At 69.7% G+C, this 24238-nt stretch carries 28 protein-coding genes and 1 pseudogene; 23 read left to right on the top strand and 6 right to left on the bottom strand.

The features are described 5' to 3' along the window. Window positions 1–20: 20 nt before the first annotated feature. Window positions 21–1097, top strand: a complete 1077-nt coding sequence (locus tag ABEA33_RS02605) for an amidohydrolase family protein (protein ID WP_345525000.1) — start codon at window positions 21–23, stop codon at window positions 1095–1097. Here the strand turns inward: ABEA33_RS02605 and ABEA33_RS02600 are convergent. The 3 genes from ABEA33_RS02600 to ABEA33_RS02590 form a co-directional block, all read right to left on the bottom strand. Beyond that, window positions 1053–2015 carry a response regulator gene (locus ABEA33_RS02600; RefSeq protein WP_345524999.1) on the bottom strand — a complete coding sequence of 321 codons (963 nt, stop codon included), beginning with the start codon at window positions 2013–2015 and terminating at the stop codon, window positions 1053–1055. The two genes, ABEA33_RS02605 and ABEA33_RS02600, sit on opposite strands and share 45 nt — an antisense overlap. A 32-nt stretch (window positions 2016–2047) precedes the next feature. Next, complete coding sequence (locus ABEA33_RS02595; RefSeq protein WP_345524998.1) at window positions 2048–2815, bottom strand: VanW family protein; 768 nt, start codon at window positions 2813–2815, stop codon at window positions 2048–2050. Window positions 2816–2888: 73 nt separating this feature from the next. Beyond that, window positions 2889–3494, bottom strand: a complete 606-nt coding sequence (locus ABEA33_RS02590; protein WP_345524997.1) for a hypothetical protein — start codon at window positions 3492–3494, stop codon at window positions 2889–2891. Between the two features lie 183 nt (window positions 3495–3677). Here ABEA33_RS02590 and rpsP point away from each other — a divergent pair, with 183 nt between their 5' ends. From rpsP to ABEA33_RS02525, 13 genes are all read left to right on the top strand, one after another. Beyond that, the gene (gene rpsP / locus ABEA33_RS02585; protein WP_345524996.1) at window positions 3678–4235 is read left to right on the top strand and encodes a 30S ribosomal protein S16; all 558 of its coding nucleotides are present in this window, start codon (window positions 3678–3680) and stop codon (window positions 4233–4235) included. Between the two features lie 5 nt (window positions 4236–4240). Further along, window positions 4241–4483, top strand: a complete 243-nt coding sequence (locus ABEA33_RS02580; protein ID WP_345524994.1) for an RNA-binding protein — start codon at window positions 4241–4243, stop codon at window positions 4481–4483. 88 nt (window positions 4484–4571) lie between these two features. Next, complete coding sequence (gene rimM / locus ABEA33_RS02575) at window positions 4572–5120, top strand: ribosome maturation factor RimM (RefSeq protein WP_345524993.1); 549 nt, start codon at window positions 4572–4574, stop codon at window positions 5118–5120. 6 nt (window positions 5121–5126) lie between these two features. Next, window positions 5127–6302 (top strand): tRNA (guanosine(37)-N1)-methyltransferase TrmD, encoded by a 1176-nt coding sequence (trmD, locus tag ABEA33_RS02570; RefSeq protein WP_345524991.1) that lies wholly within the window; start codon window positions 5127–5129, stop codon window positions 6300–6302. 192 nt (window positions 6303–6494) lie between these two features. Continuing rightward, the gene (gene rplS, locus ABEA33_RS02565) at window positions 6495–6845 is read left to right on the top strand and encodes a 50S ribosomal protein L19 (RefSeq protein WP_345524990.1); all 351 of its coding nucleotides are present in this window, start codon (window positions 6495–6497) and stop codon (window positions 6843–6845) included. Window positions 6846–6989: 144 nt separating this feature from the next. After that, window positions 6990–7757 (top strand): signal peptidase I, encoded by a 768-nt coding sequence (gene lepB / locus ABEA33_RS02560; protein WP_345524989.1) that lies wholly within the window; start codon window positions 6990–6992, stop codon window positions 7755–7757. A 35-nt stretch (window positions 7758–7792) separates the two neighbouring features. Continuing rightward, window positions 7793–8554 carry a signal peptidase I gene (lepB, locus tag ABEA33_RS02555; protein ID WP_345524988.1) on the top strand — a complete coding sequence of 254 codons (762 nt, stop codon included), beginning with the start codon at window positions 7793–7795 and terminating at the stop codon, window positions 8552–8554. A gap of 10 nt (window positions 8555–8564) precedes the next feature. Beyond that, window positions 8565–9260: a ribonuclease HII gene (locus tag ABEA33_RS02550; protein WP_345524987.1), complete on the top strand. Its 696-nt coding sequence runs from the start codon at window positions 8565–8567 to the stop codon at window positions 9258–9260. Further along, window positions 9257–9565 (top strand): DUF2469 domain-containing protein, encoded by a 309-nt coding sequence (locus ABEA33_RS02545; protein ID WP_345518158.1) that lies wholly within the window; start codon window positions 9257–9259, stop codon window positions 9563–9565. Before ABEA33_RS02550 ends, ABEA33_RS02545 begins: the two co-directional genes overlap by 4 nt. A 126-nt stretch (window positions 9566–9691) precedes the next feature. Continuing rightward, a complete protein-coding gene (locus ABEA33_RS02540) occupies window positions 9692–10060 on the top strand; it encodes a YraN family protein (protein ID WP_345524986.1) in 369 nt (122 codons plus the stop codon). Further along, window positions 10060–11646 carry a YifB family Mg chelatase-like AAA ATPase gene (locus tag ABEA33_RS02535; protein WP_345524985.1) on the top strand — a complete coding sequence of 529 codons (1587 nt, stop codon included), beginning with the start codon at window positions 10060–10062 and terminating at the stop codon, window positions 11644–11646. Before ABEA33_RS02540 ends, ABEA33_RS02535 begins: the two co-directional genes overlap by 1 nt. After that, entirely contained in the window at window positions 11643–12761 is a 1119-nt protein-coding gene (gene dprA, locus ABEA33_RS02530; RefSeq protein ID WP_345524984.1) for a DNA-processing protein DprA, read from the top strand. Before ABEA33_RS02535 ends, dprA begins: the two co-directional genes overlap by 4 nt. A 79-nt stretch (window positions 12762–12840) precedes the next feature. Then, the gene (locus ABEA33_RS02525; protein WP_345525427.1) at window positions 12841–13740 is read left to right on the top strand and encodes a tyrosine recombinase XerC; all 900 of its coding nucleotides are present in this window, start codon (window positions 12841–12843) and stop codon (window positions 13738–13740) included. Here ABEA33_RS02525 and ABEA33_RS02520 read toward each other — a convergent pair whose 3' ends face one another. Continuing rightward, window positions 13741–14325: a M23 family metallopeptidase gene (locus tag ABEA33_RS02520; protein WP_345524982.1), complete on the bottom strand. Its 585-nt coding sequence runs from the start codon at window positions 14323–14325 to the stop codon at window positions 13741–13743. It abuts the gene before it with no gap. Window positions 14326–14730: 405 nt separating this feature from the next. Here ABEA33_RS02520 and rpsB point away from each other — a divergent pair, with 405 nt between their 5' ends. The 7 genes from rpsB to rlmN all read left to right on the top strand — a co-directional run bounded on the left by rpsB (window position 14731) and on the right by rlmN (window position 20597). Next, entirely contained in the window at window positions 14731–15705 is a 975-nt protein-coding gene (gene rpsB / locus ABEA33_RS02515; RefSeq protein WP_345524980.1) for a 30S ribosomal protein S2, read from the top strand. Between the two features lie 42 nt (window positions 15706–15747). Next, on the top strand, window positions 15748–16560 hold the full coding sequence (gene tsf, locus ABEA33_RS02510; RefSeq protein WP_345524979.1) for a translation elongation factor Ts: 813 nt from the start codon (window positions 15748–15750) through the stop codon (window positions 16558–16560). A gap of 192 nt (window positions 16561–16752) precedes the next feature. Next, entirely contained in the window at window positions 16753–17466 is a 714-nt protein-coding gene (gene pyrH / locus ABEA33_RS02505) for a UMP kinase (protein ID WP_345524978.1), read from the top strand. A gap of 69 nt (window positions 17467–17535) precedes the next feature. Beyond that, window positions 17536–18090 carry a ribosome recycling factor gene (gene frr, locus ABEA33_RS02500; protein WP_345525426.1) on the top strand — a complete coding sequence of 185 codons (555 nt, stop codon included), beginning with the start codon at window positions 17536–17538 and terminating at the stop codon, window positions 18088–18090. Between the two features lie 16 nt (window positions 18091–18106). Further along, window positions 18107–18979 carry a phosphatidate cytidylyltransferase gene (locus tag ABEA33_RS02495; protein WP_345524977.1) on the top strand — a complete coding sequence of 291 codons (873 nt, stop codon included), beginning with the start codon at window positions 18107–18109 and terminating at the stop codon, window positions 18977–18979. A gap of 68 nt (window positions 18980–19047) precedes the next feature. Further along, entirely contained in the window at window positions 19048–19413 is a 366-nt protein-coding gene (locus ABEA33_RS02490) for a hypothetical protein (RefSeq protein WP_345524976.1), read from the top strand. 59 nt (window positions 19414–19472) lie between these two features. Further along, window positions 19473–20597: a dual-specificity RNA methyltransferase RlmN gene (gene rlmN, locus ABEA33_RS02485; RefSeq protein ID WP_345524974.1), complete on the top strand. Its 1125-nt coding sequence runs from the start codon at window positions 19473–19475 to the stop codon at window positions 20595–20597. Between the two features lie 114 nt (window positions 20598–20711). On the opposite strand, the gene ABEA33_RS02480 is transcribed toward rlmN, so the two are convergent. Next, window positions 20712–21008, bottom strand: a complete 297-nt coding sequence (locus ABEA33_RS02480; RefSeq protein ID WP_345524972.1) for a putative quinol monooxygenase — start codon at window positions 21006–21008, stop codon at window positions 20712–20714. 279 nt (window positions 21009–21287) lie between these two features. On the opposite strand from ABEA33_RS02480, the gene ABEA33_RS02475 reads away from it, so the two are divergent. Together ABEA33_RS02475 and ABEA33_RS02470 are read left to right on the top strand one after the other, a co-directional pair. Beyond that, on the top strand, window positions 21288–22244 hold the full coding sequence (locus ABEA33_RS02475) for an aldo/keto reductase (protein WP_345524971.1): 957 nt from the start codon (window positions 21288–21290) through the stop codon (window positions 22242–22244). 178 nt (window positions 22245–22422) lie between these two features. Further along, a pseudogene (locus tag ABEA33_RS02470) lies at window positions 22423–22593 on the top strand (23S rRNA (adenine(2503)-C(2))-methyltransferase RlmN); the annotation flags it as partial. 45 nt (window positions 22594–22638) lie between these two features. On the opposite strand, the gene ABEA33_RS02465 reads toward ABEA33_RS02470, so the two are convergent. Beyond that, the gene (locus tag ABEA33_RS02465; RefSeq protein ID WP_345524970.1) at window positions 22639–24231 is read right to left on the bottom strand and encodes a TIGR03767 family metallophosphoesterase; all 1593 of its coding nucleotides are present in this window, start codon (window positions 24229–24231) and stop codon (window positions 22639–22641) included. Between the last annotated feature and the right edge of the window lie 7 nt (window positions 24232–24238).

Genomic DNA, 24238 nt, shown 5'->3' with positions numbered 1-24238 from the left:
TGCGCGATAGCGTCCGGGGCATGTCTGCTGCGCTGAAGTTCTCCGGCCCGGTGCTGCCCGACGGCGAGGCCCGCGAGGTGTACGTCGTCGACGGCGTCGTCACCTACGAGCCGGTCGCCGGGGCCGAGCGCGCCGTGGACGGCTGGATCGTGCCGGGTCTCGTCGACGCCCACTGCCACCTCGGCCTGGGAGAGGCGGGAGGTGTCAGTGACGAAGAGACCGAGCAACAGGCCATCGAGGACCGCGACGGCGGCACCCTGCTGATCCGCGACTGCGGCTCCCCGGTCGACACCCGCTGGGTGCAGGAGCGCGACGACCTGCCGCGGTTGATCCGTGCGGGGCGACACATCGCGCGCACCAAGCGCTACCTGCGCAACTACGCCCACGAGGTCGAGCCTGACGGGCTGGTGGCGACAGTCGCGCAGGAGGCCCAGCGGGGCGACGGCTGGGTCAAGCTGGTGGGGGACTGGATCTCCCGTGACGACGGCGACCTGACGCCGTCCTTCCCGGCCGACGACTTCGCCGCCGCTGTCGAGGCGGCCCACCAGCAGGGCGCGAAGGTCACCGCCCACTGCTTCGGCCGCGACGTGCTGACCGGGCTCCTCGCGGCGGGCATCGACTGCATCGAGCACGGCACCGGCCTCGCCGAGGAGCACCTGGCGCTGATGGCCGAGCGCCAGGTCGCGCTGGTGCCGACGGTGATGCAGACCGAGAAGTTCCCCGAGTACGCGTGGTCGGGGCGCTCACGCTTCCCGGCGTACTCCCGCACGATGACCGACCTCTTCGTGCACCGCCGCGAGACCCTGATGTCGGCGTACGACGCCGGGGTGCCGCTCTACGCCGGCTCCGACAACGGCGGTGTGAGCCGGCACGGCAACCTGGCAGGAGAGGTGATCGGGCTGGCGGCGATGGGGCTGCCGCGTGAGTACGCGCTCGGGGCCGCGTCGTGGCGGGCCCGGGAGTGGCTGGGGTGGAACGCCGGTCTGACCGAGGGGGCGCCGGCCGACTTCGTGGTCTACGACACCGATCCGCTGACGGACCTCTCGGTGCTGCTACGTCCCGCCTGCGTCGTCCTGCGTGGCCGCGTCGTCGCCTGAGCCGGCATCCGGACGCACCAGACGGTAGCGGCCGTTGGGCAGCGTCTCGAACCACCGCGGCGCCGACTCCTCGTCCTTGATCCGGAGCCGCAGGCCGGTCATCAGCGCCTCGACCCAGCGTTGGTCCTGCATCGCCGTCGTCGTCGAGGTCTCCTCGGTCTGCCCGCGCAGCCGCATCGCGAGCTGCCGCGAGGTCAGCGTGCGGGTGCCGGCGTACATCAGGATCTCGAGCAGGTCGGTCTGCTCCTGCGGCATGTCGACCAGCCGGTCGTCGACGACGACGATGCCGCGAGCGGGGTTGATCCGCAGGCCGCGGAACTCGAGCCAGCTGCCGACGAAGCGCATGCCGACCTCGAGCATGCCGTCGCGGCCGTCCTGACCGGTGTCCTCCTCGCCCTCGACCTCCTCGGTGCCGTCGGTCGCCGAGGTGTCGATCGGCTGGCCCGCGACGACCCGCTCGAGGTACGCCGAGCGGGCGGCGTCCACGTCCGCCGGCTCCCAGGCGGGTGCCGACGCGCTGCCGGCGATGCCCGCCACGGGGCGCCGCGCGACCGCGGCCAGCCGGGCCCGGAGCTCGACGGGCCGGATCGGCTTGGGCACGTAGTCGTCGGCGCCGGCGTCGAAGCCGGCCAGGATGTCGCGCTCCTGCGACTTGCTGCTGATGATGACGATGTAGGTGGGGCTGAACTCGCGGATCCGACGGGTCGCCTCGAGCCCGTCCATCTCGGGCATCGTGACGTCGATGGTCGCCAGCGCGGGTCGGTGCTCGCGCGCCAAGGCGATCCCGTCGGCGCCGTTGTCGGCGGTCAGGACCGAGAACCCGGCCTGGGTCAGCACGACCTCCAGCAATGCGGTGGTGTCCTCGTCATCCTCGATGACGAGTGCGATCGGACCACTGGCCCCCGAGGCTTCAGACACCCGACGGAGTATCACAGGCCCGCAGCGAGTTGTCAGGCCTGCGCCACGTCGACCGGGTACTTCACCACGGCGCGGTTGCGGCGTACGAGCTCGGTCGCGACGACGCCGCCGGTACGCCGGTCCGTCGTCGTTCGCCAGATCTCGTTGCTGCGCCGTACGAGCCCGTCGTCGCAGCGCTCGAACCGCTCCTCGCGGGCCTCGACGCTGTAGGCCACCGGCAGCTGCCGGTCTGCGCGGAGCTCGCCGAGCAGGTGCCTCTCACCGACCCGGGCGCGGAGCTGGAACGTCGTCGAGGTGTCGTTGCGGACCACCAGATCGACGTAGTTGTAGGCGATCGAGCAGCCCACTCCCCACGGCAGCACCCGACCACTGTCGGGGAACGGGTCGAAGCTGTGCTCGGATCGCTCGACGACGGTCAGCGGCGAGTGGAGGACCATCCAGTGCAGCAGGTTCGCGAGTTGGCAGATCCCGCCGCCGACACCCGGGACGGCCACGCCGTCCGAGAGCCGCATGCCGTCGATGTAGCCCTTCCTGCGGGTGCAGCTGCCGACGATCTTGTTGAAGGAGAACGTCTGGCCCGGCCCGATCACCAGACGATCCACTCGCGCCGACGCGAGCCGGAGGTTCACGACCTTGTTGTGCTGGAGCACCATCTCGGCACCGGACAGCTCGCGGAGCAGCAGGGATTCGTGGCGCTGCAGGCGCACCGGCAGGTCGTCCGACGCGTGGGTCGACGCCCAGGCGGTCCCGCCCAGCACCCAGTGCGCCCGACGACGGGCGCGATGGGCGAGCACTGCCACCGGGCGCAGCCACGGGTGCCGTTGGGAGGGAGTCACGTCCGTGGGACGCGCCCGCTCGCCGATTGGTTGTGGGTCAGCCCCTGGGTTTCGCAGGCCGCGTCGACCAGAGGATGCCGGTGACGATCAGGGTGGCCAGGCCGAAGAGGCCCAGCAGGCTCGGTACGGCGATCGTGGCGATCAGTCCGCCGACGAACCCGCCGATGCTCGGCGCGGGGCCGATCTGGACCTCGCCGCCGTCGTCGATGCTGAGGGCCGCAGCGCACGTGACCGCGAGCCGGCCGGAGCCGGGGTCGAACCGGTACGCCGCGGTCCACTCGCCGTCGCCGAAGTCCTTGGTGAACTGGCTGGTGACCGGCCGCAGCTCGACCTCGTCGCCGGTGCCGAGGTCCACGATGCTGCAGTCGGGGTCGAAGACGTCGTCGTCGCGCCAGAGCATGCGCTGACCGTCGGTCTCGACCGTGATCTCGTGGGCCTGTCCGTCGGCCGCCACGGTCGCGTCTGTGTGGAAGAACGCCGACAGCGTCCAGATGAACAGCCCGACGCCGGCCGCCAGAGCGAGGACGATGAGGCCGCCTCCGACCACGAACCACCATCCGCTGGGCCGGTATTTGGGCGGCAGTGGAGGATGGCCGGGCGGATAGCCCGACGGCACCGGGTACGACGGCGGCGGCTGGCTCATGGGACGACTCTGCCCGATTTTTGGCAGTGGCGCCGCGTCTGGCAGACTTGCTGGCTGAGTCCTGCGCGCCCGGACCCTCTCACCCGAGCGACGCAGAGCCCATCGAAGGAACCGACCGGTGCTTTCCCCACCTGGAGCCGGGACCTTCATCACCACACTTATTCCTGAGGAGACACCACAAACGTGGCCGTCAAGATCCGTTTGAAGCGCCTGGGCAAGGTCCGGGTTCCGCAGTACCGCATCGTCGTCGTCGACTCGCGCAAGAAGCGCGACGGCAAGGTCATCGAGGAGATCGGCAAGTACCACCCCAAGGAGGACCCGTCGTACATCGACGTCGTCTCCGACCGGGTGCAGTACTGGCTGGGTGTCGGTGCGCAGCCGTCCGACGCCGTCGCCAAGATCCTGACCATCACCGGTGACTGGCAGACCTTCAAGGGCATGTCCGGCACCGAGGGCACCCTCAAGGTGGCCGCGCCGAAGCCGAGCAAGCTGGACCTCTTCAACGAGGCCCTCAAGGACGCCGCCAGCGCACCCAAGGGTGACGCGGTGACCAAGAAGGCCTCGAAGAAGAAGGCCGAGGAGAAGCCGGCCGAGGACAAGACCGAGGACAAGCCGGCCGAGAAGAAGCCGGCAGCCGAGGAGACCCCCGCCGTGGAGACTCCGGCCGCCGAGGAAGCCCCGGCTGCCGAGGCTGCTCCGGCGGAGGCCGCTGAGGCTGACGCCGAGAAGTCCGAGTCCTGACCGCCATGCTCGCCGAGGCGCTCGAGCACCTGGTGCGTGGTGTCGTCGAACACCCCGACGACGTGGTCGTGCGCGACAAGGCACTGCGTCGCGGCTCGATCCTCGAGGTGCGGGTGCACCCCGACGACCTGGGCAAGGTCATCGGGCGTGGCGGCCGCACCGCCACGGCGTTCCGCACCGTCATCTCCGCACTTGCGGGACGGGGCGGGGCCCGGATCGACTTCGTCGACGTGGACCGGCGTCGCTGAAGCCAGACCGCTTGAATGGGTGTCGCCCTCCGGGGCGACACCCGTTCTGCATTTGAACGATTCGAACCTTTGGTGGAGTGAGGCAAGCGTGGAGAGCATCGACGTCGTCGTGGGCCGGATCGGCAAGGCGCACGGCCTGCGCGGCGACGTGACCATCAACGTCCGCACCGACGAGCCGGAGCGACGGTTCGCGACCGGCTCCGTGCTGATCGTGGAGGCCCCGTCCGGCTCGGCCAACCCGCTGCGGACCGTGACGGTCGCGAGCTCCCGCTGGCACTCCTCGGTGCTCCTCGTCCGCTTCGAGGAGATCCCCGACCGCAACGCGGCCGAGGCGGCCCGCGGCATCCTGCTGCACGCCTCGATCCCGGCCGACGAGTCACCCGAGGACCCGGACGAGTTCTACGACCACCAGCTGGTCGGGCTCACGGCGTACGACCTCGAGGGCGCGGTCCTCGGCGAGGTGACCGGGCTCGTCCACGGGGGAGCGCAGGACCTGCTCACGATCCGTACGCCGGACCGCCGTGACACGCTGGTGCCGTTCGTGAAGGCGCTGGTGCCCGAGGTCGACGTCGCCGGCGGACGCGTCGTCGTCGCTGACCGGCCCGGTCTCGTCACGCCACTGCCGGACGACGAGTGACCGACCGTGCGCATCGACGTCCTCACGATCTTCCCGGACTACCTCGCCCCGCTGGAGCTCTCGCTCGCGGGCAAGGCGCGTGACAGGGGCCTGATCGACATCCGGGTGCACGACCTGCGTGATTGGACGCGCGACCGGCACCGGACCGTCGACGACACGCCGTACGGCGGCGGCGCCGGCATGGTCATGAAGCCCGAGCCGTGGGGCGAGGCGTTCGACACTCTCCTCGACGACGGGGACGTGGAGGGTGCGACGGTCGTCTTCACGACGCCGTCGGGCCAACCCTTCACCCAGGCCGTCGCGCGAGAGCTGGCGAGCAAGGGGCGGCTGATCTTCGCGTGTGGGCGCTACGAAGGCATCGACCAGCGGGTCATCGACGAGGTGTCGACGCGGGCCGAGGTCCGGGAGATCTCGCTCGGTGACTACGTGCTCAACGGGGGAGAGGTGGCCGCGCTGGCGATCACCGAGGCCGTCGTACGCCTGGTGCCGGGGTTCATGGGCAACGCGGCCTCCTTGGTCGAGGAGTCCCACACGCTGTCCGACTCGGGGGCGAGCCTGCTCGAGTACCCCGTCTACACCAAGCCGGCGTCGTGGCGCGACCGCGAGGTGCCGCCGGTCCTGCTGTCGGGCGACCACGCGGCGATCGCCACCTGGCGGCACGACCAGGCGGTCCGGCGTACGGCGGAGCGACGGCCCGACCTCGTCCACGGCTCGGTGCTGCTGGACGACGTCCAGGTGCGGCCGGCGGAGCCTGCCGACGCGGGGGAGCTCTACGTGCTCCAGCTCGCCTGCTGGGTCGCCGAGCAGCACGACAACCCCGGAGTGCGGATCCCCGCGCTGCACGAGACCCTCGACGACCTGCGCGCCTGGCTCGCCCGCGACACCGTGCTGGTGGCGCGCTCGGCGGGGCGGCTCGTCGGAGCCGTCCGTGCCTCGCTCGACGGCGACGCCTGGGAGGTCGGACGGCTGATGGTCGCTCCCGACCTGGCCGGTCGTGGCCTGGGCCGCGCGCTCCTGGAGCGGATCGAGGGGCTGGCGCCCGCGACGGCCACGACGTACGCGCTCTTCACCGGCGCGGGCAGCCTCCGCAACCAGCGCATGTACAAGAAGGCCGGCTACCGGCTGCGCGGGGAGATCGCCCCCGGCGTCGTACGGATGACGAAGCGGATTCGGCGCGGCTGAATGCGCTGTGGCAGACTTGCCCTCGGTCCAACCGGTCAAACAGGGATCGCCCCGACGAAGTCTCCGAGGGGGTTCCGCTCCGGCTCCTGTCACAGGGGGAGTTCGGCGCCGCCGACCAGCATGGCTGGACCTACAACTGCACCACATCCCCGTACCGCGACTGACCTGTGACACTCGCGAGGAGAGCACATCATGACGAACGTCATTGCCGAACTCGGCAACTCGAACAAGCGCACCGACCTCCCCAACTTCCGTGCCGGTGACACCGTCAAGGTGCACGTGAAGGTCGTCGAGGGCAACCGGTCCCGCATCCAGGTCTTCCAGGGCGTCGTGATCCGGGTCCACGGCTCCGGCATCGGCCGCACCTTCACCGTCCGCAAGGTCTCCTTCGGCGTCGGTGTCGAGCGGACCTTCCCGCTGAACTCCCCGATCTTCGAGCAGATCGAGGTCGTCACCCGCGGTGACGTCCGCCGCGCGAAGCTCTACTACCTGCGCAACCTGCGCGGCAAGAAGGCGAAGATCAAGGAGCGCCGCGACGTCTGAGTTCTCAGGCCTCATGGTTACGCTCTGCGCGTGACTCCCGAAGACCGCGACCCGCAACCCGTCGACACAGACGAGCCGGGGTCGCGGTCTTCGCACGTTCCAGGCCCCGACGCGGGCTCCCATCCCGAGGACAGCGGCGAGGCCATGAGCACCACCGACGACACCACGACGGACGCTCCGTCGCCCGACGCCGAGCCCGGCAAGAAGGGCAAGAAGCACCTGCCGGTGTGGCAGGAGACGATCCTGCTGCTGGGCATCGCCCTCGTGCTCGCGATCGTGATCAAGGCGCTGTTCGTCCAGGCGTTCTACATCCCGTCGGAGTCGATGGAGCCGGGGCTGATCAAGAACGACCGGATCCTGGTCGAGAAGCCGTCGTACTGGTTCGACGGTCCGGAGCGCGGCGACATCGTGGTCTTCAAGGACCCGGGTGGCTGGCTCAACGGCGAGGAGGCCGCCGGGCCGACGAGCCCGGTCGCGAAGATGCTGTCGAAGGTCGGGCTCTACCCGACTGGCGGGCACCTCGTGAAGCGGGTGATCGGCGTCAAGGGCGACGTCATCAAGTGCTGCGACGACCAGGGCCGGATCTCGGTCAACGGCCAACCGCTGAACGAGAAGGACTACGCCCGCCTCGACAATGCCGAGTGCTACGGCCCGATGGTCGATGACTGTGGCGAGGACTGGAAGGTCGGCCCCATCCCCGACGGCGAGATCTTCGTGATGGGCGACAACCGCAACAACTCGGCGGACTCGTCGTTCCACATGTGCAAGCCCACGGACAAGGACTGCACGGCCAATCCGTACGTCGACGTCGACGACGTCGTCGGCAAGGTCTTCGTGCTGTTGTGGCCGAGTGACCGGTTCAAGTTCATCCACCGTCCCGACACCTTCGCGGACATCCCCGACGCCGACTGAGCGAAGACCCCGGGCGGCTTCGTTACGATCTCCCGGTGACTGCGCAGACTGCCGGCTCGACGGCGACGCCCGACGGCGGGCCCGTCAAGAAGGGCAAGAAGCACCTTCCGGTGTGGCAGGAGACGATCCTGCTGCTGGGCATCGCCCTGGTGCTCGCGGTCGTGATCAAGGCGCTGTTCGTCCAGGCGTTCTACATCCCGTCGGAGTCGATGGAGCCGGGGTTGGTCGAGAACGACCGGATCCTGGTGGAGAAGCCGTCGTACTGGTTCGACGGTCCGGAGCGCGGCGACATCGTGGTCTTCAAGGACCCGGGTGGCTGGCTGGACGGCGAGGAGGCCGCCGGGCCGCGCGGTCCGGTCGCGAAGGTGCTGTCGAAGGTCGGGCTCTACCCGACTGGCGGGCACCTCGTGAAGCGGGTGATCGGCGTCGAGGGCGACGTCATCAAGTGTTGTGACGACCAGGGTCGCCTGACGGTCAATGGCCGGCCGTTGGACGAGAAGGACTACGCACAGCTCAGCGGCGCGACGTGCTACGGCCCGATGGTCACCGACTGTGGCGGCGACTGGGAGATCGGCCCGATCCCGAAGGGCGAGATCTTCGTGATGGGCGACAACCGACGGCACTCGGCGGACTCGTCGGAGCACATGTGCAAGCCCACGGACAAGGACTGCACGGCCAATCCGTACGTCGACGTCGATGACGTCGTCGGCAAGGTCTTCGTGCTGCTGTGGCCGAGTGACCGGTTCAAGTTCCTCCACCGTCCCGACACCTTCGCGGACGTCCCCGACGCCGACTGAGGTACTTCGCTTGAGTGCACTGCCCCGCGGTTCCACGGTCCGGAGGGACGCCGGTCTCTACGGCTACGAGCGCGCCCTGCGGCGCCACGGGATCGAACCGATCGCCGGCGTCGACGAGGCCGGCCGCGGCGCCTGCGCCGGGCCGCTGGTGGCGGGCGCGGCGATCCTGCCGGCGGGCAAGGCCGGGATCATCCCCGGGCTGGCGGACTCCAAGCTGCTCACCGAGAAGGCGCGAGAGCGGTGCTACGCCCAGATCGTCAAGCGTGCTGTGGCGTGGTCGGTGGTGTCGATCTCGCACGACGAGTGTGACCGGCTCGGCATGCACGTGGCCAACGTCGAGGCGCTTCGGCGAGCCGTCGCGCTGCTCGACCTCCCGCCGGCGTACGTGCTCACCGACGGGTTCCCTGTCGACGGTCTCGGCGTGCCGGGGCTGGCGGTCTGGAAGGGCGACCGGGTGGCCGCGTGCATCTCCGCCGCGTCGGTGCTCGCGAAGGTCACTCGAGACCGGATGATGACCGAGCTGGACGCCGAGTGGCCGGCGTACGACTTCAAGACGCACAAGGGCTACATCACCGACGTACACACGGCCGCGCTCACCGAGCACGGCCCGTCGCCCGTGCACCGGATGAGGTTCGTGAACGTTCGGCGTGCCGCGGGCCTGGAGCCGGTCGGCCTCGTGGGTGCGGAGATAGAGTCGTCGGTGTGAGCGCCGAGGACCTCGAGAAGTACGAGACCGAGATGGAGCTGACGCTCTATCGCGAGTACCGCGACGTCGTCGGGATCTTCAAGTACGTCGTCGAGACGGACCGCCGCTTCTACCTGTGCAACCAGGTGGACGTGAAGGCACGCACCGAGGCCGGCGACGTCTTCTTCGAGGTGTCGATGAGCGACGCGTGGGTGTGGGACATGTACCGCCCGGCCCGGTTCGCGAAGAACGTGAAGGTGCTGACGTTCAAGGATGTGAACGTCGAGGAGCTCAGCCCCACGGAGATCGACCTCCCCAAGACGTGACGGCCCGCGTAACGGACCACTATTCGTCCACAGGCATCGTCCCGACCGCCTGATCCACAGGCGGCCCGCCGCGCCCATCTGAGCGTCCCCGCCGACCGCGAGGGTTGCGGTCAGGAGGTCTCGGAGATGACGAGTTCGACAACGGCGAAGCAGGCGCTCGGCGCGTACGGCGAGTCGGTGGCGGCCCGCCACCTGGTGGAGCAGGGGATGGTGGTGCTCGACCGCAACTGGCGGTGCGACGCGGGAGAGATCGACCTCGTGCTGCGCGACGGCGACGTGCTCGTCGTCTGCGAGGTGAAGACCCGGTCGACCGTCGACTTCGGAACGCCGCACGAGGCGATCAGCGACGTGAAGCTCGACCGGCTGCGCCGGCTCGCGATGTGCTGGCCGTCGGAGCGCGGCCTCGCCGTACCCGACGTTCGGATCGACCTGGTCGCGGTGCTGCGACCCCGCCGCGGACCATCGACCGTCGAGCACGTGCGGGGGCTCGGCTGATGCCCTTCGCAACCGCTCGCACGGTCTCGTTGCACGGCGCCGTCGGCCACTTGATCGACGTCCAGAGCGACGTCTCGCCGGGGCAGCCCGGTCTCACCATGGTGGGGAGGCCGGACGCCACGCTCAACGAGGCCCGCGACCGGTGCCGGATGGCGATCATCAACAGTGGGCTGGTCTGGCCGACGACCAAGCGGATCACGATCCTGCTGTCGCCCGCCGACCTGCTCAAGAGCGGCACACACTTCGACCTCGCCATCGCGGTGTCGGTGCTGGCCGCCGACGGCCGCATCCCGAAGCCGCACCTGACGGGCACTGCGTTCGTCGGTGAGCTCACGCTCGACGGCAACCTGCGATCGGTGACCGGGGTGCTGCCGATGGTGCTGGCCGCCGCGGAGCGCGGCATCGGCCGGGTCTTCGTGCCCGAGCCCCAGGCCGGTGAGGCGGCGATGGTGCCGGGCATGGAGGTGCTCGGGATGCGCTCACTCGCCCAGGTCGTGGCACAGCTGCGCGGCGACGAGGTGCCCGAGGCGCCACCCGTCGCGCCGATGTCGGGTGCCCGGCTGCTGAGCTGGCGCGGTGACGAGCGGCTGGAGGAGACGGACATGTCCGACCTGCTCGGCCTGGCGGACGTGCGGTTTGCCGTCGAGGTGGCCGCGGCCGGGAGCCACCACCTGCTGCTGTCCGGCCCCAAGGGGGCCGGCAAGACCAGCGTGGCCGAGCGGATCCCGGGGATCCTGCCCGACCTCACCCGGACCGAGTCGCTGGAGCTGACCGCGCTCCACTCGCTCGCCGGCATCCTCGACCCGGGGCAGGGGATGGTGGTGCGACCGCCGTACACCGCGCCCCACCATGACGCCAGCAAGGCCAGCCTCATCGGCGGTGGCCGCGGCCAGGTGCGGCCGGGCGAGGTCAGTCGGGCGCATGGCGGGGTGCTGTTCCTGGACGAGTTCCCGCTCTTCCGCAGCGACGTCATCGAGGCGCTGCGCCAGCCCTTGGAGAGCGGTGACGTGACGATCGCTCGACAGGAGGAGTCGGTCACGCTCCCCGCTCGGGCGATGGTGGTCCTCGCCTGCAACCCGTGCCCATGTGGCAGATTCAGTGTTGACCCGGGCACGAACGGGTGCAACTGCCGCTCGCCCCAGCTGCGGGACTATCGCAACAAGGTCACCGGACCGGTCGCCGACCGGGTCGACATCGTCCGCAACCTGGTGCCGCTCGGTCGGGCCGACCGGGGCGACCGGTTCACGGTGCCCGAGTCCTCGGCGGCGATCCGCGAGCGCGTGGCTGCCGCACGGTTGCGCCAGGCGGAGCGGTACGCCGGCGAGAGCTGGGGGCTCAACGGCCACGCCCCCGGCCCGGTGCTGCGCGAGCGGTGGCCGCTGCCCGAGCCCGCTCAGCGGGTGATCGACGACGAGGTCTACAGCGGCAGGCTCAGCCGGCGAGGTGGGACGCGGGTGCACCGGCTCGCCTGGACGGTGGCCGACCTGCGTCGCCTCCAGGGGCCAGGTGTCGAGGAGGTCGCCGTGGCGCTCCGGCTGCGGACAGGGGATCCGCTCCTGATCGGCATGCTGGAGCGGGCGTCATGACCGCCGCGGAGGCAGACCGACTCGCCCGGGTCGCCCTGGCCCGCATCACCGAGCCTGGGCACGTGCGACTGCTCGACCTGGTGAGCGACAGCGGAGCCGAGGTCGTCCACGCCCGCCTGCTCGATCATCCCGAGATCGGACGTCGGCTGAGCGCGGTGGAGCCGGAGCGCGAGCTGGCCGCCGCCGCCAAGATCGGTCTCCGCTTCGTCGTGCCGGGTGACGACGAGTGGCCTCCGGTGCTGGACGACCTGAGGACCGCGGAGCCGGTGCAGGAGCGCGGGGGAGTGCCCATCGGGCTCTGGGTCCGCGGACCGGTCCGTCTCGACGAGGTCGGAGGCTCGCTCGCGGTCGTGGGCGCACGGACCGCGACGACGTACGGCACCGACCTCGCAGCCGATCTCGCTGCCACGGTCGGGGAGGCGGGTCGGGCGATCGTGTCGGGTGCGGCGTTCGGCATCGACTTCGCGGCGCACCGGGGCGCGGTCGCCGTCGAGGCTCCGACGGTGGCGGTGCTCGCCTGCGGTGCCGACCGCGTCTACCCGCAGGCGCATCACCAGATGATCGACCACATCGCTGCCGAAGGCGCCGTGGTCTCGGAGACGGTCCCGGGCGGGGCGCCGATGCGGATCCGCTTCCTGTCCCGCAACCGGATCATCGCGGCGCTGTCCGCGGGCACGGTCGTGATCGAGGCTGCCCTGCGCAGCGGTGCCCTCAACACCGCGAACTGGGCCGGGCGTCTCAACCGGACCCTGATGGGCGTGCCGGGCCCGGTGACCAGTGCCTCGTCGGCCGGCGTGCACCAGCTGATCCGCACCGGGGCGGCGACCCTGGTGACGTCGGGGGAGGAGGCACTGGAGCTGCTCGGGGCGTCAGGCGAGCACGTGCTCGACATTCCGCGCGGCAAGGACCGTCCCCGCGATGGACTCAGCCACCTGCAGCGCCAAGTGCTCGACGCGGTGCCGGTGGCGCGTGGGGCGCCGTCGGTCTCGGTGGCCAGGGTCGCGGGTCTACCGGCGGAGGAGGTGCACACGACGCTGCTGGGCCTCGAGGTCCGCGGCATGGTCGAGCTCGACGGCGACGACGGCTGGCGGCTCGCCGCGCTCGCTCACGACTGAGGCGGCCCGGCGTTCCTAGAGTGGAGCCGTGACCAAGCAGGCCGACGAAGCGGGGGCGACCGACGAGCTGCCGGAGGCGATGGCGAGGGTGCTGGGGGCGTACGAGCGTCATCTTGCTGTCGAGCGCGACCTGACCGCGCACACGGTCCGCGCCTACCTCGCCGACGTGGCGGGGCTGCTCGACCACGCGGCCCGGATGGGTGACACGGACGTCACCGAGCTCGACCTGCGCACGCTGCGCAGCTGGCTGGCCAAACAGCAGACGATGGGCAAGTCGCGCACCACCATCGCGCGTCGGGCGACCGCGGCACGGGTGTTCACTGCCTGGCTCACCCGGACCGGCCGGATCCCGACAGACGTCGGAGCGAGCCTCGGTTCGCCGAAGGCGCACAAGTCGCTGCCGCCGGTGCTACGGGCCGACGAGGCCTCCGACCTGATCAGGGCGGCCACCGAGCACGCCGACGACGGCAGCCCGACGGGGCTGCGCGACATCGCGATGCTGGAGCTGCTCTACGCCACCGGCATTCGGGTCGGCGAGCTGGTCGGCCTCGACGTCGACGACGTCGACCGCGAGCGCAACGTGATCCGCGTCTTCGGCAAGGGGCGCAAGGAGCGGTCGGTGCCGTTCGGCAGGCCCGCCGCCCGGGCCGTCGACTTCTGGGTGCGGCACGGACGTCCCCAGCTCGCGATCGAGGGTTCCGGTGCGGCGCTCTTCCTCGGCACTCGCGGCAAGCGGATCGACCAGCGGGCGGTCCGGACGATGGTGCACCGGCGGATCGCCGAGGTCCCGGGCGCGCCGGACATCGGCCCCCACGGGTTGCGCCACACGGCCGCAACCCACCTGCTCGAGGGCGGCGCAGACCTGCGGTCCGTGCAGGAGCTGCTCGGCCACGCGTCGCTCGCGACCACCCAGCTCTACACGCACGTCACCACGGATCGGCTGCGGCGGGCCTACCAGCAGGCGCATCCCCGGGCCTGATCACCCGCTGGTGAGCAGCTCCAGCGGGGCCCGCCAGCCGGCATAGGAGGGTCGGGCGACGAGGGGCGCCGTACCCACGGGCTCGTCCCGCCAGAGCGGCAGCAGCCGCACCGGTCCCGCACCCACGAGCCGCAGCGGATCCAGGTAGGTCTCGCCCGACAACCATCCCCAGTGCAGGCAGGCGCGCGGCAGGCAGTGGGAGCCGGTCAGCTCGAGGGTGCCGATCCGGTCGCCGGCGCCGACGGTCGCCCCCAGGTCGACGCCGGCGGTGACAGGCTCGTACGTCGTGCGGGTGCCACCGTGGTCGACCACCACGACGCCCCGGCCGGCCAGCACCCCTACCCAGGACACTCGGCCGGGGAGCGCTGCTCGGACCGGCTGACCGACGGCTCCGAGGAGGTCGACCCCGCGGTGGCCGGCGCCCCAGGGATCGTCCGGGGGATCGAAGCCGTGCTCGACGGCAGGCTCCGGGTCCAGCGGCCACACGCCCACCGGATCGGGCCCCACCGGATCGGCCGCGACCGCCCGGAGCGGCCAGCAGCAGAGGGCGAGAAGGATCAGAAGGGCGGCGAGTCGACGGACCATGGGGACGAGACTGCTCGTCGGGGAGGGTGACCGCGAGCGAGCCTTGGGACGCTGTGGAGAACCCGCTCCAGGGGGATCCTGTGGACGGGTTTCGGACCGCCTGCATCGATTCGCCCCGCGGGCAGCGGTGGACTACTCTGGTCCGAGCAACCCGCAAGGGTTGACTTCGCACGCTCGCAGACCGCGACGGGACCTGGCACTCCGAGGACCCGATCACCCGTGGGCGCGATCCTCAGTTCCGCTTGGCCCAGAAATGGATCCAGTGCGGGTCGGGTCCGCGCGCAGGCGTCAGGGCCGCCGGCACCCGCCGGGGGCAAGAACTGTAAACAACAACAGAGCACGCTCCGGTCGGCCCTGCTTCAAGGGCCGACATCACGGTGCGGGCTCGCACAACAGGAGATCCACATGGCAGTCGTCACCATGCGCCAGCTTCTCGAGAGCGGCGTCCACTTCGGGCACCAGACCCGTCGCTGGAACCCCAAGATGAAGCGCTTCATCATGACCGAGCGCAACGGCATCTACATCATCGACCTGCAGCAGTCGCTGGCCTACATCGACCGCTCCTACGCCTTCATCAAGGACGTCGTCGCCAAGGGCGGCACCGTGATGTTCGTCGGCACCAAGAAGCAGGCCCAGGAGGCGATCGCCGAGCAGGCGACCCGCGTCGGGATGCCCTACGTCAACCAGCGCTGGCTCGGTGGCATGCTCACCAACTTCCAGACGGTGCACCAGCGGATCAACCGTCTCAAGGAACTCGACGAGATCGACTTCGAGGACGTGGCCGGCAGCAGCCGCACGAAGAAGGAGCTGCTCCAGATGCGCCGCGAGCGGGACAAGCTGAACAAGTCCCTCGGCGGTATCCGCGAGATGAGCCGTACGCCGTCCGCCGTCTGGATCGTCGACACCAACAAGGAGCACCTCGCCGTCGAGGAGGCGCGCAAGCTGCGCATCCCGATCATCGGCATCCTGGACTCCAACTGCGACCCGGACCTGGTCGACTACCCGATCCCGGGCAACGACGACGCGATCCGCGCGGTCGGCCTGTTGACCCGAGTGGTCGCCGACGCCGTGGCCGAGGGCCTGATCGCCCGCTCCGGCGCCAAGGTGTCCGAGGGCACCGAGGCCGTCGGCGCCGAGGAGCCGCTGCCCGAGTGGGAGCGCGAGCTCCTGGGTGGCGAGGCCGAGGCCGCCGCCGTCGAGGCGACCGGTGGCGACACCGCCACGGACGAGACCCCGGCCGCCGAGGCGACCGGTGCTGCTTCCGAGGCTGCCGAGGCCGCTGAGGTCACCGAGGCTGTTGCCGAGGCTCCCGTGGCGCCCGAGGCCGTTGCGGAGGCGCCCGCCGAGGCTGCCGCCGAGACGACCGACGCCCAGGCCTGAGTACTCACCACCACACTTCGGATACTTCGAGGAAGAAGGATCATGGCTAACTTCTCCGCTGCCGACGTCAAGAAGCTCCGCGAGCTCACCGGCGCCGGCATGATGGACTGCAAGAAGGCGCTCGACGAGGCCGACGGCGACTTCGACCAGGCCGTCGAGATCCTGCGCGTCAAGGGCGCCGCCAAGGCGGCCAACCGCGCCGCCGAGCGCGAGGCGTCCGCTGGTCTCGTCGCGCACGCCCCCGGCGTGCTCGTCGAGCTCAAGTGCGAGACCGACTTCGTCGCCAAGGGCGAGGACTTCATCGTCGCCGCCCAGAAGATCGCGGACGCTGCTTCGGAGGCCAAGCCGGCCGACGTGGACGCCCTCCGTGCGGTCCCCCTGGGTGACCAGACGGTCGGCGAGGTCGTCGACGGCCTCGCGGTCGCGATCGGCGAGAAGATCGAGCTCGGCCAGTACGTCTACTTCGACGGCCCGGTCGTGGCCTACATGCACAAGCGGGCCGCCGACCTGCCGCCCGCCGTGGGTGTGCTCGTGGCGTACGACGGCGACGCCGACGCCGCGCGTGCCGCTGCGATGCAGATCGCCGCGATGCGCCCGAAGTACCTGACGCGCGACGAGGTCCCCGCGGACGTCGTCGAGCACGAGCGCGACATCGCCGAGAAGACCTCCCGCGAGGAGGGCAAGCCCGAGCAGGCGATCGCCAAGATCACCGAGGGCCGCCTCAACGGGTTCTTCAAGGACGTCGTGCTGCTCGAGCAGCCGTCGGTCACCGAGAACAAGAAGTCCGTCAAGACCGTCATGGACGAGGCCGGCACCACCCTGAAGCGGTTCGCCCGCTTCGAGGTCGGCGCCTGACGACTCCTGGCACGCACCCGGCGGCGTTGTCGGGCACGCACCATGAGCCGCCAGGTCGGATGATGGACTAGGTTTCGAAGCAGACGAAGTCGAGGAGGCCGGTTCGATGACAGCAGTACTGATCATCGGACCGGCCTTCTCGCGTCTCCGGCCCGCCGGCCGGGGCATTCACGACCTCCGAAGGAGCCGCCCGTGACGGGTTACAAGCGAGTCCTGCTCAAGCTGTCCGGCGAGGTGTTCGGCGGTGGCAAGGTGGGGGTGGACCCCGACGTCGTTCAGAAGGTCGCGCACGAGATCGCGGCCGTCGCCGAGGCAGGTGTCCAGATCGCGGTCGTGACCGGTGGCGGCAACTTCTTCCGCGGCGCCGAGCTCCAGCAACGCGGCATGGACCGGGTCCGTGCCGACTACATGGGCATGCTCGGCATCGTGATGAACTGCCTCGCGCTCCAGGACTTCCTGGAGAAGATGGGCGTCGAGACCCGCGTGCAGACCGCCATCACCATGGGCCAGGTCGCCGAGCCGTACATCCCGCGCCGCGCCATCCGGCACATGGAGAAGGGTCGCGTCGTGATCTTCGGCGCCGGCATGGGCATGCCCTTCTTCTCCACCGACACCGTCGCCGTCCAGCGGGCCCTGGAGAGCAAGTGCGACGTCGTGCTGGTCGCCAAGAGCGGCGTCGACGGCGTCTACAGCGCCGACCCCAAGCTCGACCCGACCGCCACCAAGTACGACGAGCTGACGTACGGCGAGGCGATCGCCCAGGGCCTGCGGATCATGGACCAGACCGCGTTCGCGCTGTGCGGCGAGAACAAGCTGCCGATGGTCGTCTTCGGGATGGAGCCGGAGGGCAACATCCTCCGGGTCGTCCAGGGTGAGAAGATCGGCACGCTCGTCAGTGCAGGCTGACCGGGCTGAGGCCCGACAAGCAACGGACAACCACGAGCCCGCGGGCTCGACATCGAAGGAGCAGCGGTGATCAACGACATCCTCAACGAGGCCGACGGCAAGATGGACAAGTCGGTCGAGTCGACGCGCGAGGAGTTCTCGGCGATCCGCGCCGGTCGGGCGCAGCCGAGCATGTTCAGCAAGATCATGGTCGACTACTACGGCACGCCGACTCCGCTGCAGCAGCTCGCCTCGTTCACCGCCCCCGAGGCCCGGATCATCCTGATCCAGCCGTACGACGTGGGCGCGATGGGCAACATCGAGCGCGCGATCCGCGACTCCGACCTCGGCGTGAACCCGTCCAACGACGGCAAGATGCTGCGCTGCAACTTCCCGGAGCTGACCGAGGACCGCCGCAAGGAGTACATCAAGGTCGCCCGGGCCAAGGCCGAGGACGGCCGGGTCGCCGTGCGCAACCTGCGGCGTACGGCGAAGCAGGGCCTGGAGAAGCTCGAGAAGGACGGCGAGGTCGGCAAGGACGACGTCACCGGCGCCGAGAAGCGGCTCGATGGCATCACCAAGAAGCACACCGACGCGATCGACGAGATGCTGAAGAACAAGGAGTCCGAGCTGCTCGAGGTCTGAGCGGGTCGGCACATCTATGAGCGAAACCACCACACCGGCGACGAAGGACCACGGCCGCGCCGGCCGCGACCTTCCCGCCGCCATCACCTCCGCGCTCGTCCTGGTCGCTGCGATCCTGCTGTCGCTGCTCTTCTGGAAGACGGCGTTCATGGTGATCGTCGCGATCGCCGTCGTGGTCGCGATCTGGGAGCTGCACCGCGGGTTCGCCGTCAAGGGCATCGACCTGCCCGAGCAGCCCCTGATGCTCGGCGGCGTCGTGATGGTCGTGGTCGCCTACTTCTGGGGTGCGCCCGCCCTGGTCACGGCCACCGCGGTCGCAGCCCTGATGACGATGCTCTGGCTGTTGCGCCGCGGCATCGACGGCTACGTGCAGAACGCCACGGCCTCGGTGTTCAGCCTGATCTACGTGCCCTTCCTCGGCTCGTTCGTGGCGCTGCTGCTCGCCGAGGGGGGCGGCGTCAACGCCCACGGCCTCGACGACCCGGGCGTGCAGGGCATCATCGCGTTCATCGCGATCACCGTCGCCTCGGACACGGGCGGGTACATCGCCGGCGTGCTGTTCGGCAAGCACCCGATGGCCCCGGTGATCTCCCCCAAGAAGTCCTGGGAGGGCTTCGCCGGCTCGGTGGTCTTCTGCCTGGTGGCCGGCTGGGCGCTGGTCGTCTACCTGCTCGACGGCGACTGGTGGGTCGGCATCGCTCTCGGCCTGATCGCGGTCGTGATGGCGACGCTCGGCGACCTGTGCGAGTCGGTGATCAAGCGTGACCTCGGCATCAAGGACATGAGCCAGGTCATCCCGGGCCATGGCGGCCTGATGGACCGGCTCGACTCGCTGCTCGCGACGGTCGCGCCGATCTGGCTGCTGCTCCACTACGCCGTCTTCACGTGACCGAGTCGTCCGCCTGACACGCACCTATAGACGGCTGAGAGGCGGACGACCCGTCTAGCATCGAAGTGATGACCACCGAGCAGGAGACCGAGCCCACCGGGTCGGGCGAGCCGTCCGAGGAGCGGCAGCCGGACTGGTGGCACCGTGACCACCCGACGTTCGCGTCGCTGACCGGGTTCTTCACGGGGCTGGCCTTCGTGGTGCTCGTGCCGGGCCTGTTCATCGCCCTGCTGCACGTCCTCGTGGACGACGACACGGCCGAGCAGCTGTTCCCGTTCGTCCTCGTCACGCTGGCGGTCCCGATCGGTCTCGTCATCGCTCCGCGCACCCGCCGGTTCGGCATCTACATGCTGATCGGGATGGTCGCCACCGCACTGGTCGTCGGCGGTGTCGCCGCGCTGGTGCTCTGGTACATGATCACGCACGACGTCTGAGCGGCCTACCGACCTCTGCGAATCGTCCGGGGGCGGCGCCGGGTGAGAGAATCGACACGATGTCCGAGCGCACCCCCCTTCCCCTTGTCTTCGACGAGCCCCGTGGCCGCAAGAAGCCGCCGCCGCACCTGGCCGACCTCACCCCCGACGAGCGGGTGGAGCGGCTCAAGGAGCTCGATCTCCCCGGGTTCCGCGCCAAGCAGCTGTCGACCCACTACTTCGCCCGGCTGGTCGACGACCCGGCGGAGATGACCGACCTGCCCGCGGCCCAGCGCGACGAGCTGGTCGCCGGCCTGCTCCCGAACCTGATGACGCCGCTGCGCACCATGGAGGCCGACCGCGGTACGACGCGCAAGACGCTATGGAAGCTGTTCGACGGCGCGCTCGTCGAGTCGGTGCTGATGCGCTACCCCGACCGCGCGACGGTGTGCGTCTCCAGCCAGGCCGGCTGCGGCATGGCCTGCCCGTTCTGCGCCACGGGCCAGGGCGGCCTGCAGCGCAACATGTCCACCTCCGAGATCGTGGAGCAGGTCGTCGCCGCCGCGCGCTCGTTGGCCCGCGCCGAGGTCCCCGGCGGGCCGGGCCGGGTCTCCAACGTCGTGTTCATGGGCATGGGGGAGCCGCTCGCCAACTACAAGGCGGTCATCGGCACCGTCCGGCGACTCACCGACCCGACGCCCGACGGCCTCGGCATGAGCGCGCGCGGCATCACGGTGTCGACCGTCGGCCTGGTGCCGCGGATGCTGCAGCTCGCCGAGGAGGGCATCCCGGTGACCCTGGCGCTGAGCCTGCACGCGCCCGACGACGAGCTCCGCAACGAGCTGGTCCCGATCAACACCCGCTACTCAGTCGCCGAGACCGTCGACGCCGCCTGGAACTACGCGCGTACGACGAAGCGCCGGGTCTCGATCGAGTACGCCATGATGCGCGGCATCAACGACCAGGGCTGGCGCGCCGACCTGCTCGGCGACGTGCTGCAGGAGCGTGGCGACTGGGGCTGGGTGCACGTCAACCTGATCCCGCTGAACTCGGTCCCAGGGAGCCGCTTCGACCGATCGACCGAGGAGGCCATGGCAACGTTCCAGAACCGCCTGATTGACCGTGGCATCAGCACGACGATGCGTGACACGCGTGGCAGTGACATCGACGCAGCATGCGGGCAGCTGGCTGCTTCCGAGGGTTGAAGTCTGGTCTGTCTGAAGACGCCGAATGGGGCTGAGTGCATGTCAGCTGAAAGGCGAACTTGACCGCAACCACCACGGTGGGCCGAGGCATTCTTGGGGCAGACAACGACTGAGTCAGATCGAGTCGTCGATCGTGAACCAGCCGTGCGCGGGCGGACCGGCGAGCAGCGGACCCAGGTCGGTGATGACACCGGGTCCGGCGCGGAACTCGTGGTAGGCGTCGTTGTGCTCTTGCGACTCCCACCGCTCGTACAGGATCCAGTGCGAGCGGTCGTCGCGGTCAACGAGGACGTTGACCCCGAGGTTGCCGTCGAAGGCGCGGGTCTCCTTCAACGCCCGCCGCACGACGGTGCGGGCGTCGTCTAGCGCTTCGGGCTTGAAATGTAGTTCGAGTGTTTTCGTGATCGCCATGTCGTCCTCTGAGTCTGAGTGGAACTCATCCTAGGGCGGGGCTCGGCACAGTCTCGGCACAGTCCAGATCAGCTGCTTGTTCTCTTGGAGATCGCGCTTCAGCGGCGGTGATCCGACCTGGCCGGTGTCTCCTGAGGCTCGCGGCAGAGTCGATGCCGCGGTGACGTTCGCAGGCCACTGGCGGTCTGGCCGGAGCGTTTTCCAGGGGATGTACGTTGGGGGCGCTCTCATCAATCTACGGCTCCGCCGTGCTCACGGCCGCCAAGCGGAGGGGACTTCATGGCCTCGCGCCTCACACGAGAAGACCTTGATGTCTATTTCGGCCAGTTCGTTCTTGGAACCGGTGGGATCGGCGGTATCGCGGGCGAGACCGGACCAGGGATCGGCCTCTCCGAGTCCGACGGGCTGGGCCTGATCGATCGGGCGGTGGCCGAAGGGTTCCGCGTGATCGACACCTCCGACGTTTACACCGGTGGGACCAGTGAGCGCGTGGTCGGAGAGTGGAGCCGGATGCACCCCGAGGCCGACGTCCTCATCCAGACCAAGACCGGCGTGACAGCCAACGGTCCGGATCTCTCGCCTGAACGTTTGGCTCGCCAGTTGCAGCACGGCATCGCCGTCCTTGGCCGTGTCGACATCTACATGGCCCACACGGTGGACGAGAACACGCCGTGGGGGACGTCGCTGCCCGTGTTCAGTCGCGCGGTCGAGGATGGGACGATCCGCGCCTACGGGTTGTCGAACGTCAGCGGTGCGGAGCTGTCCTTGGCCCTGGACACGGCTGACAGCCTGGGACTCGTCCGGCCATCCGTTATCCAAAACTCCTACTCCCTCATCGTTCGAAGCGACGACGACGATGTCCTGCCGATCGTCCAGTCCGAGGGTTTGGTGTACAGCCCGTACTCTCCTTTAGCGACGGGGGTCCTCGCTGGGCGTTACAGCACCGGAGAGCGACCTGTCGTCGGAAGCCGCGCCAGCGTGGCTTCGAACGCTGATGAGTATCTCGACGACGGGGATCTGATGGTCAAGGTGCGCGAGTTCGACGAGCTGGCCCGCGACAACGGTGTGTCGTCCGCGGGGCTCGCCTTGGCGTGGCTGGTCAACCATCCGGTCGTTGCGGCCCCCGTCGTCGGAATCAGCAAGGACTCACAGTGGGCGGGTATCCACGAGGCCCGGCAGACCGACTGGACACCGCAGCTCGCAGGCGAGCTCGAGCGCATCTTCGCCTCCAGCTAAGTCTCAGGCGACTGTCCGCTACGCGGCAGCAGTTGCCTGGATCCAGCCGTCATCGACGACCAGGACGGAGAGCCGCAGGCCTGTGCATCGGGGGGAGGCAGGCGACCGCGTTTGCGGCACGGCAGGAGGGAAAAGGAACGATCCTCGCGGTTCACAAGGCGTCAGTGATCGAAAATTGCTGATCCCGCTCAACCCCTCGCCGGGGTCGAAGTGGACGGCGTCCGACCCGGCCGACGAGCGCGAGTTCGTCCGCCGCCTCGAGGCGAAGGGCATCCCGACCACGGTGCGGGACACCCGTGGCCGGGAGATCGACGGGGCCTGCGGCCAGCTGGCCGCGACCGAATCGTGACGACCGAATCGTGACGACCGAGTCCTGACCGGTCGCCCGGGCGGGCTACTTCTTCTTTTTCTTCTTGCGCAGGAAGTCCGGCGTGCGGACCAGCAGCTCCACGTTGCGCGCGGAGCGAGCCCCTTCCCGGTTGTCCTCGCGCTCCTGCCAGTCGTTGGCGGCGAGGACCCGCGACAGGCCGGCGAGTTGCGTGGGGTCGGTCAGGTCGCCGTTGAACTCCACCGCTCCGCCGTGGTCGATCATCGTCGTGAAGATCGAGAGCGTGTTGTCGCGGTTGTCCACGATCTCGAGCAGGCGTGCCTGCTGCGGCCAGTCGATGTGCGACGCGGTGTTGATCTCCCAGAAGCCGCCGACCACCTTGCCCTTCTCCTTGCGCGGGTGCGCCCAGATCTGGTTCGTGTGGGAGTGACCGTTGATCCATGCGATCACATTGGGACGGCGGGTCAGCGTGCCGGCGATCTCGCTGGCGAGGTTGGGATCCGCGAACGAGGCGAGCGGGTGGTGGCTGACGAGGACGACCAGCTTGCGCTTGCTCTGGTCGAGCAGACGCTTGAGCCAGGCGAACTGCTTCTTGTCGAGCGCGCCACGCTCTCCGCTCGTGGCCACGGTGTCGAGCACGACGAAGCGGACCCGGCCCTTGTCGAAGTAGTAGTAGGCCGTCTTCTTGGCCTTGTTCTCGCCGGTGAAGCCGTGTCCCTTCGGCGTACCCGTCGTCTTGAAGTGCTCGTTGACCCACGCGGCCTTGTCGAGCAGGCGCCGGTTGGGGTCCGCGGTGACCGTGCGAGTGCCTCCCGGCACCTCCTTGGCGGAGCCGATCGCCCGGTTGCGGTAGGTGTCGTTGGGGGTGAAGTTCCCCTGCACCAGACCGTCGTGGTTGCCCATGGCGGAGTACCAGGGCATGTTGAGCCCGGCCGCCTCGAACGGCCGCCCGGCCGCTTCGAGCAGGCCCGGGATCGTCGGGAAGCCGTACTTGGCGAGCGCGTCGTCCGGGGTCTTGCCGGCCGGTGTGCCGTCCGGGTGCCAGAACATCGGGCTGTGGAAGTCCGACTGGTCCATGACACCCTCGTAGCGGGCTGGGTCGCCGGAGTTGATGGCGACGGTGCCTCCGTCGAGCAGGTCGATGTTCCAGCGCAGCTCGTTGTACTGCGAGGTGTCGGAGTTGTCGCCGGTCTGGATCGTCAGGGCGAGCCTGCGTCCGGTCACCGGGCCCCGACCGATCGCGTTGATCTCGCGCACCATCGCGTCGGCGACCTGGCCGGTGAGGATCTCCTGGGGGCGGTAGGCGCTGGAGCTGAAGTTCTCGCCGGACTCGATGCGCAGGGGGGACTCGGTGTCGATGATGTGCACGTCGCTGATCTGCGCGAACGCCAGGAGCGGCTTGCGGCGCTTGGCCCGGCCCTTCCGGGCCGGCGCGCCCAAGCCGCGGCGGACCAGGTAGTTCTCGCCGGACTGCTTGACCACCGGGCGCCAGCCACCGGCACCCGCGGGGCCCTTGGCGAGCCTGGTGGTGCGGGTCGTCGCCCGGGTGACCGGGCTGGTGCCGGCCACGGCGGCGTCGGCGAGGCCGACCCCTCCCAGAGCCACGACGCCACCGACGACGGCGGAGGAGCGGATGAGGTCACGACGAGAGATCTGCACCGCGTCA

Source organism: Nocardioides endophyticus, assembly GCF_039543845.1.
Taxonomy (GTDB): Bacteria; Actinomycetota; Actinomycetes; order Propionibacteriales; family Nocardioidaceae; genus Nocardioides; species Nocardioides endophyticus.
Note: the sequence above shows the minus strand (reverse complement) of the source record. Positions and strands in the feature narration are given on the sequence as shown.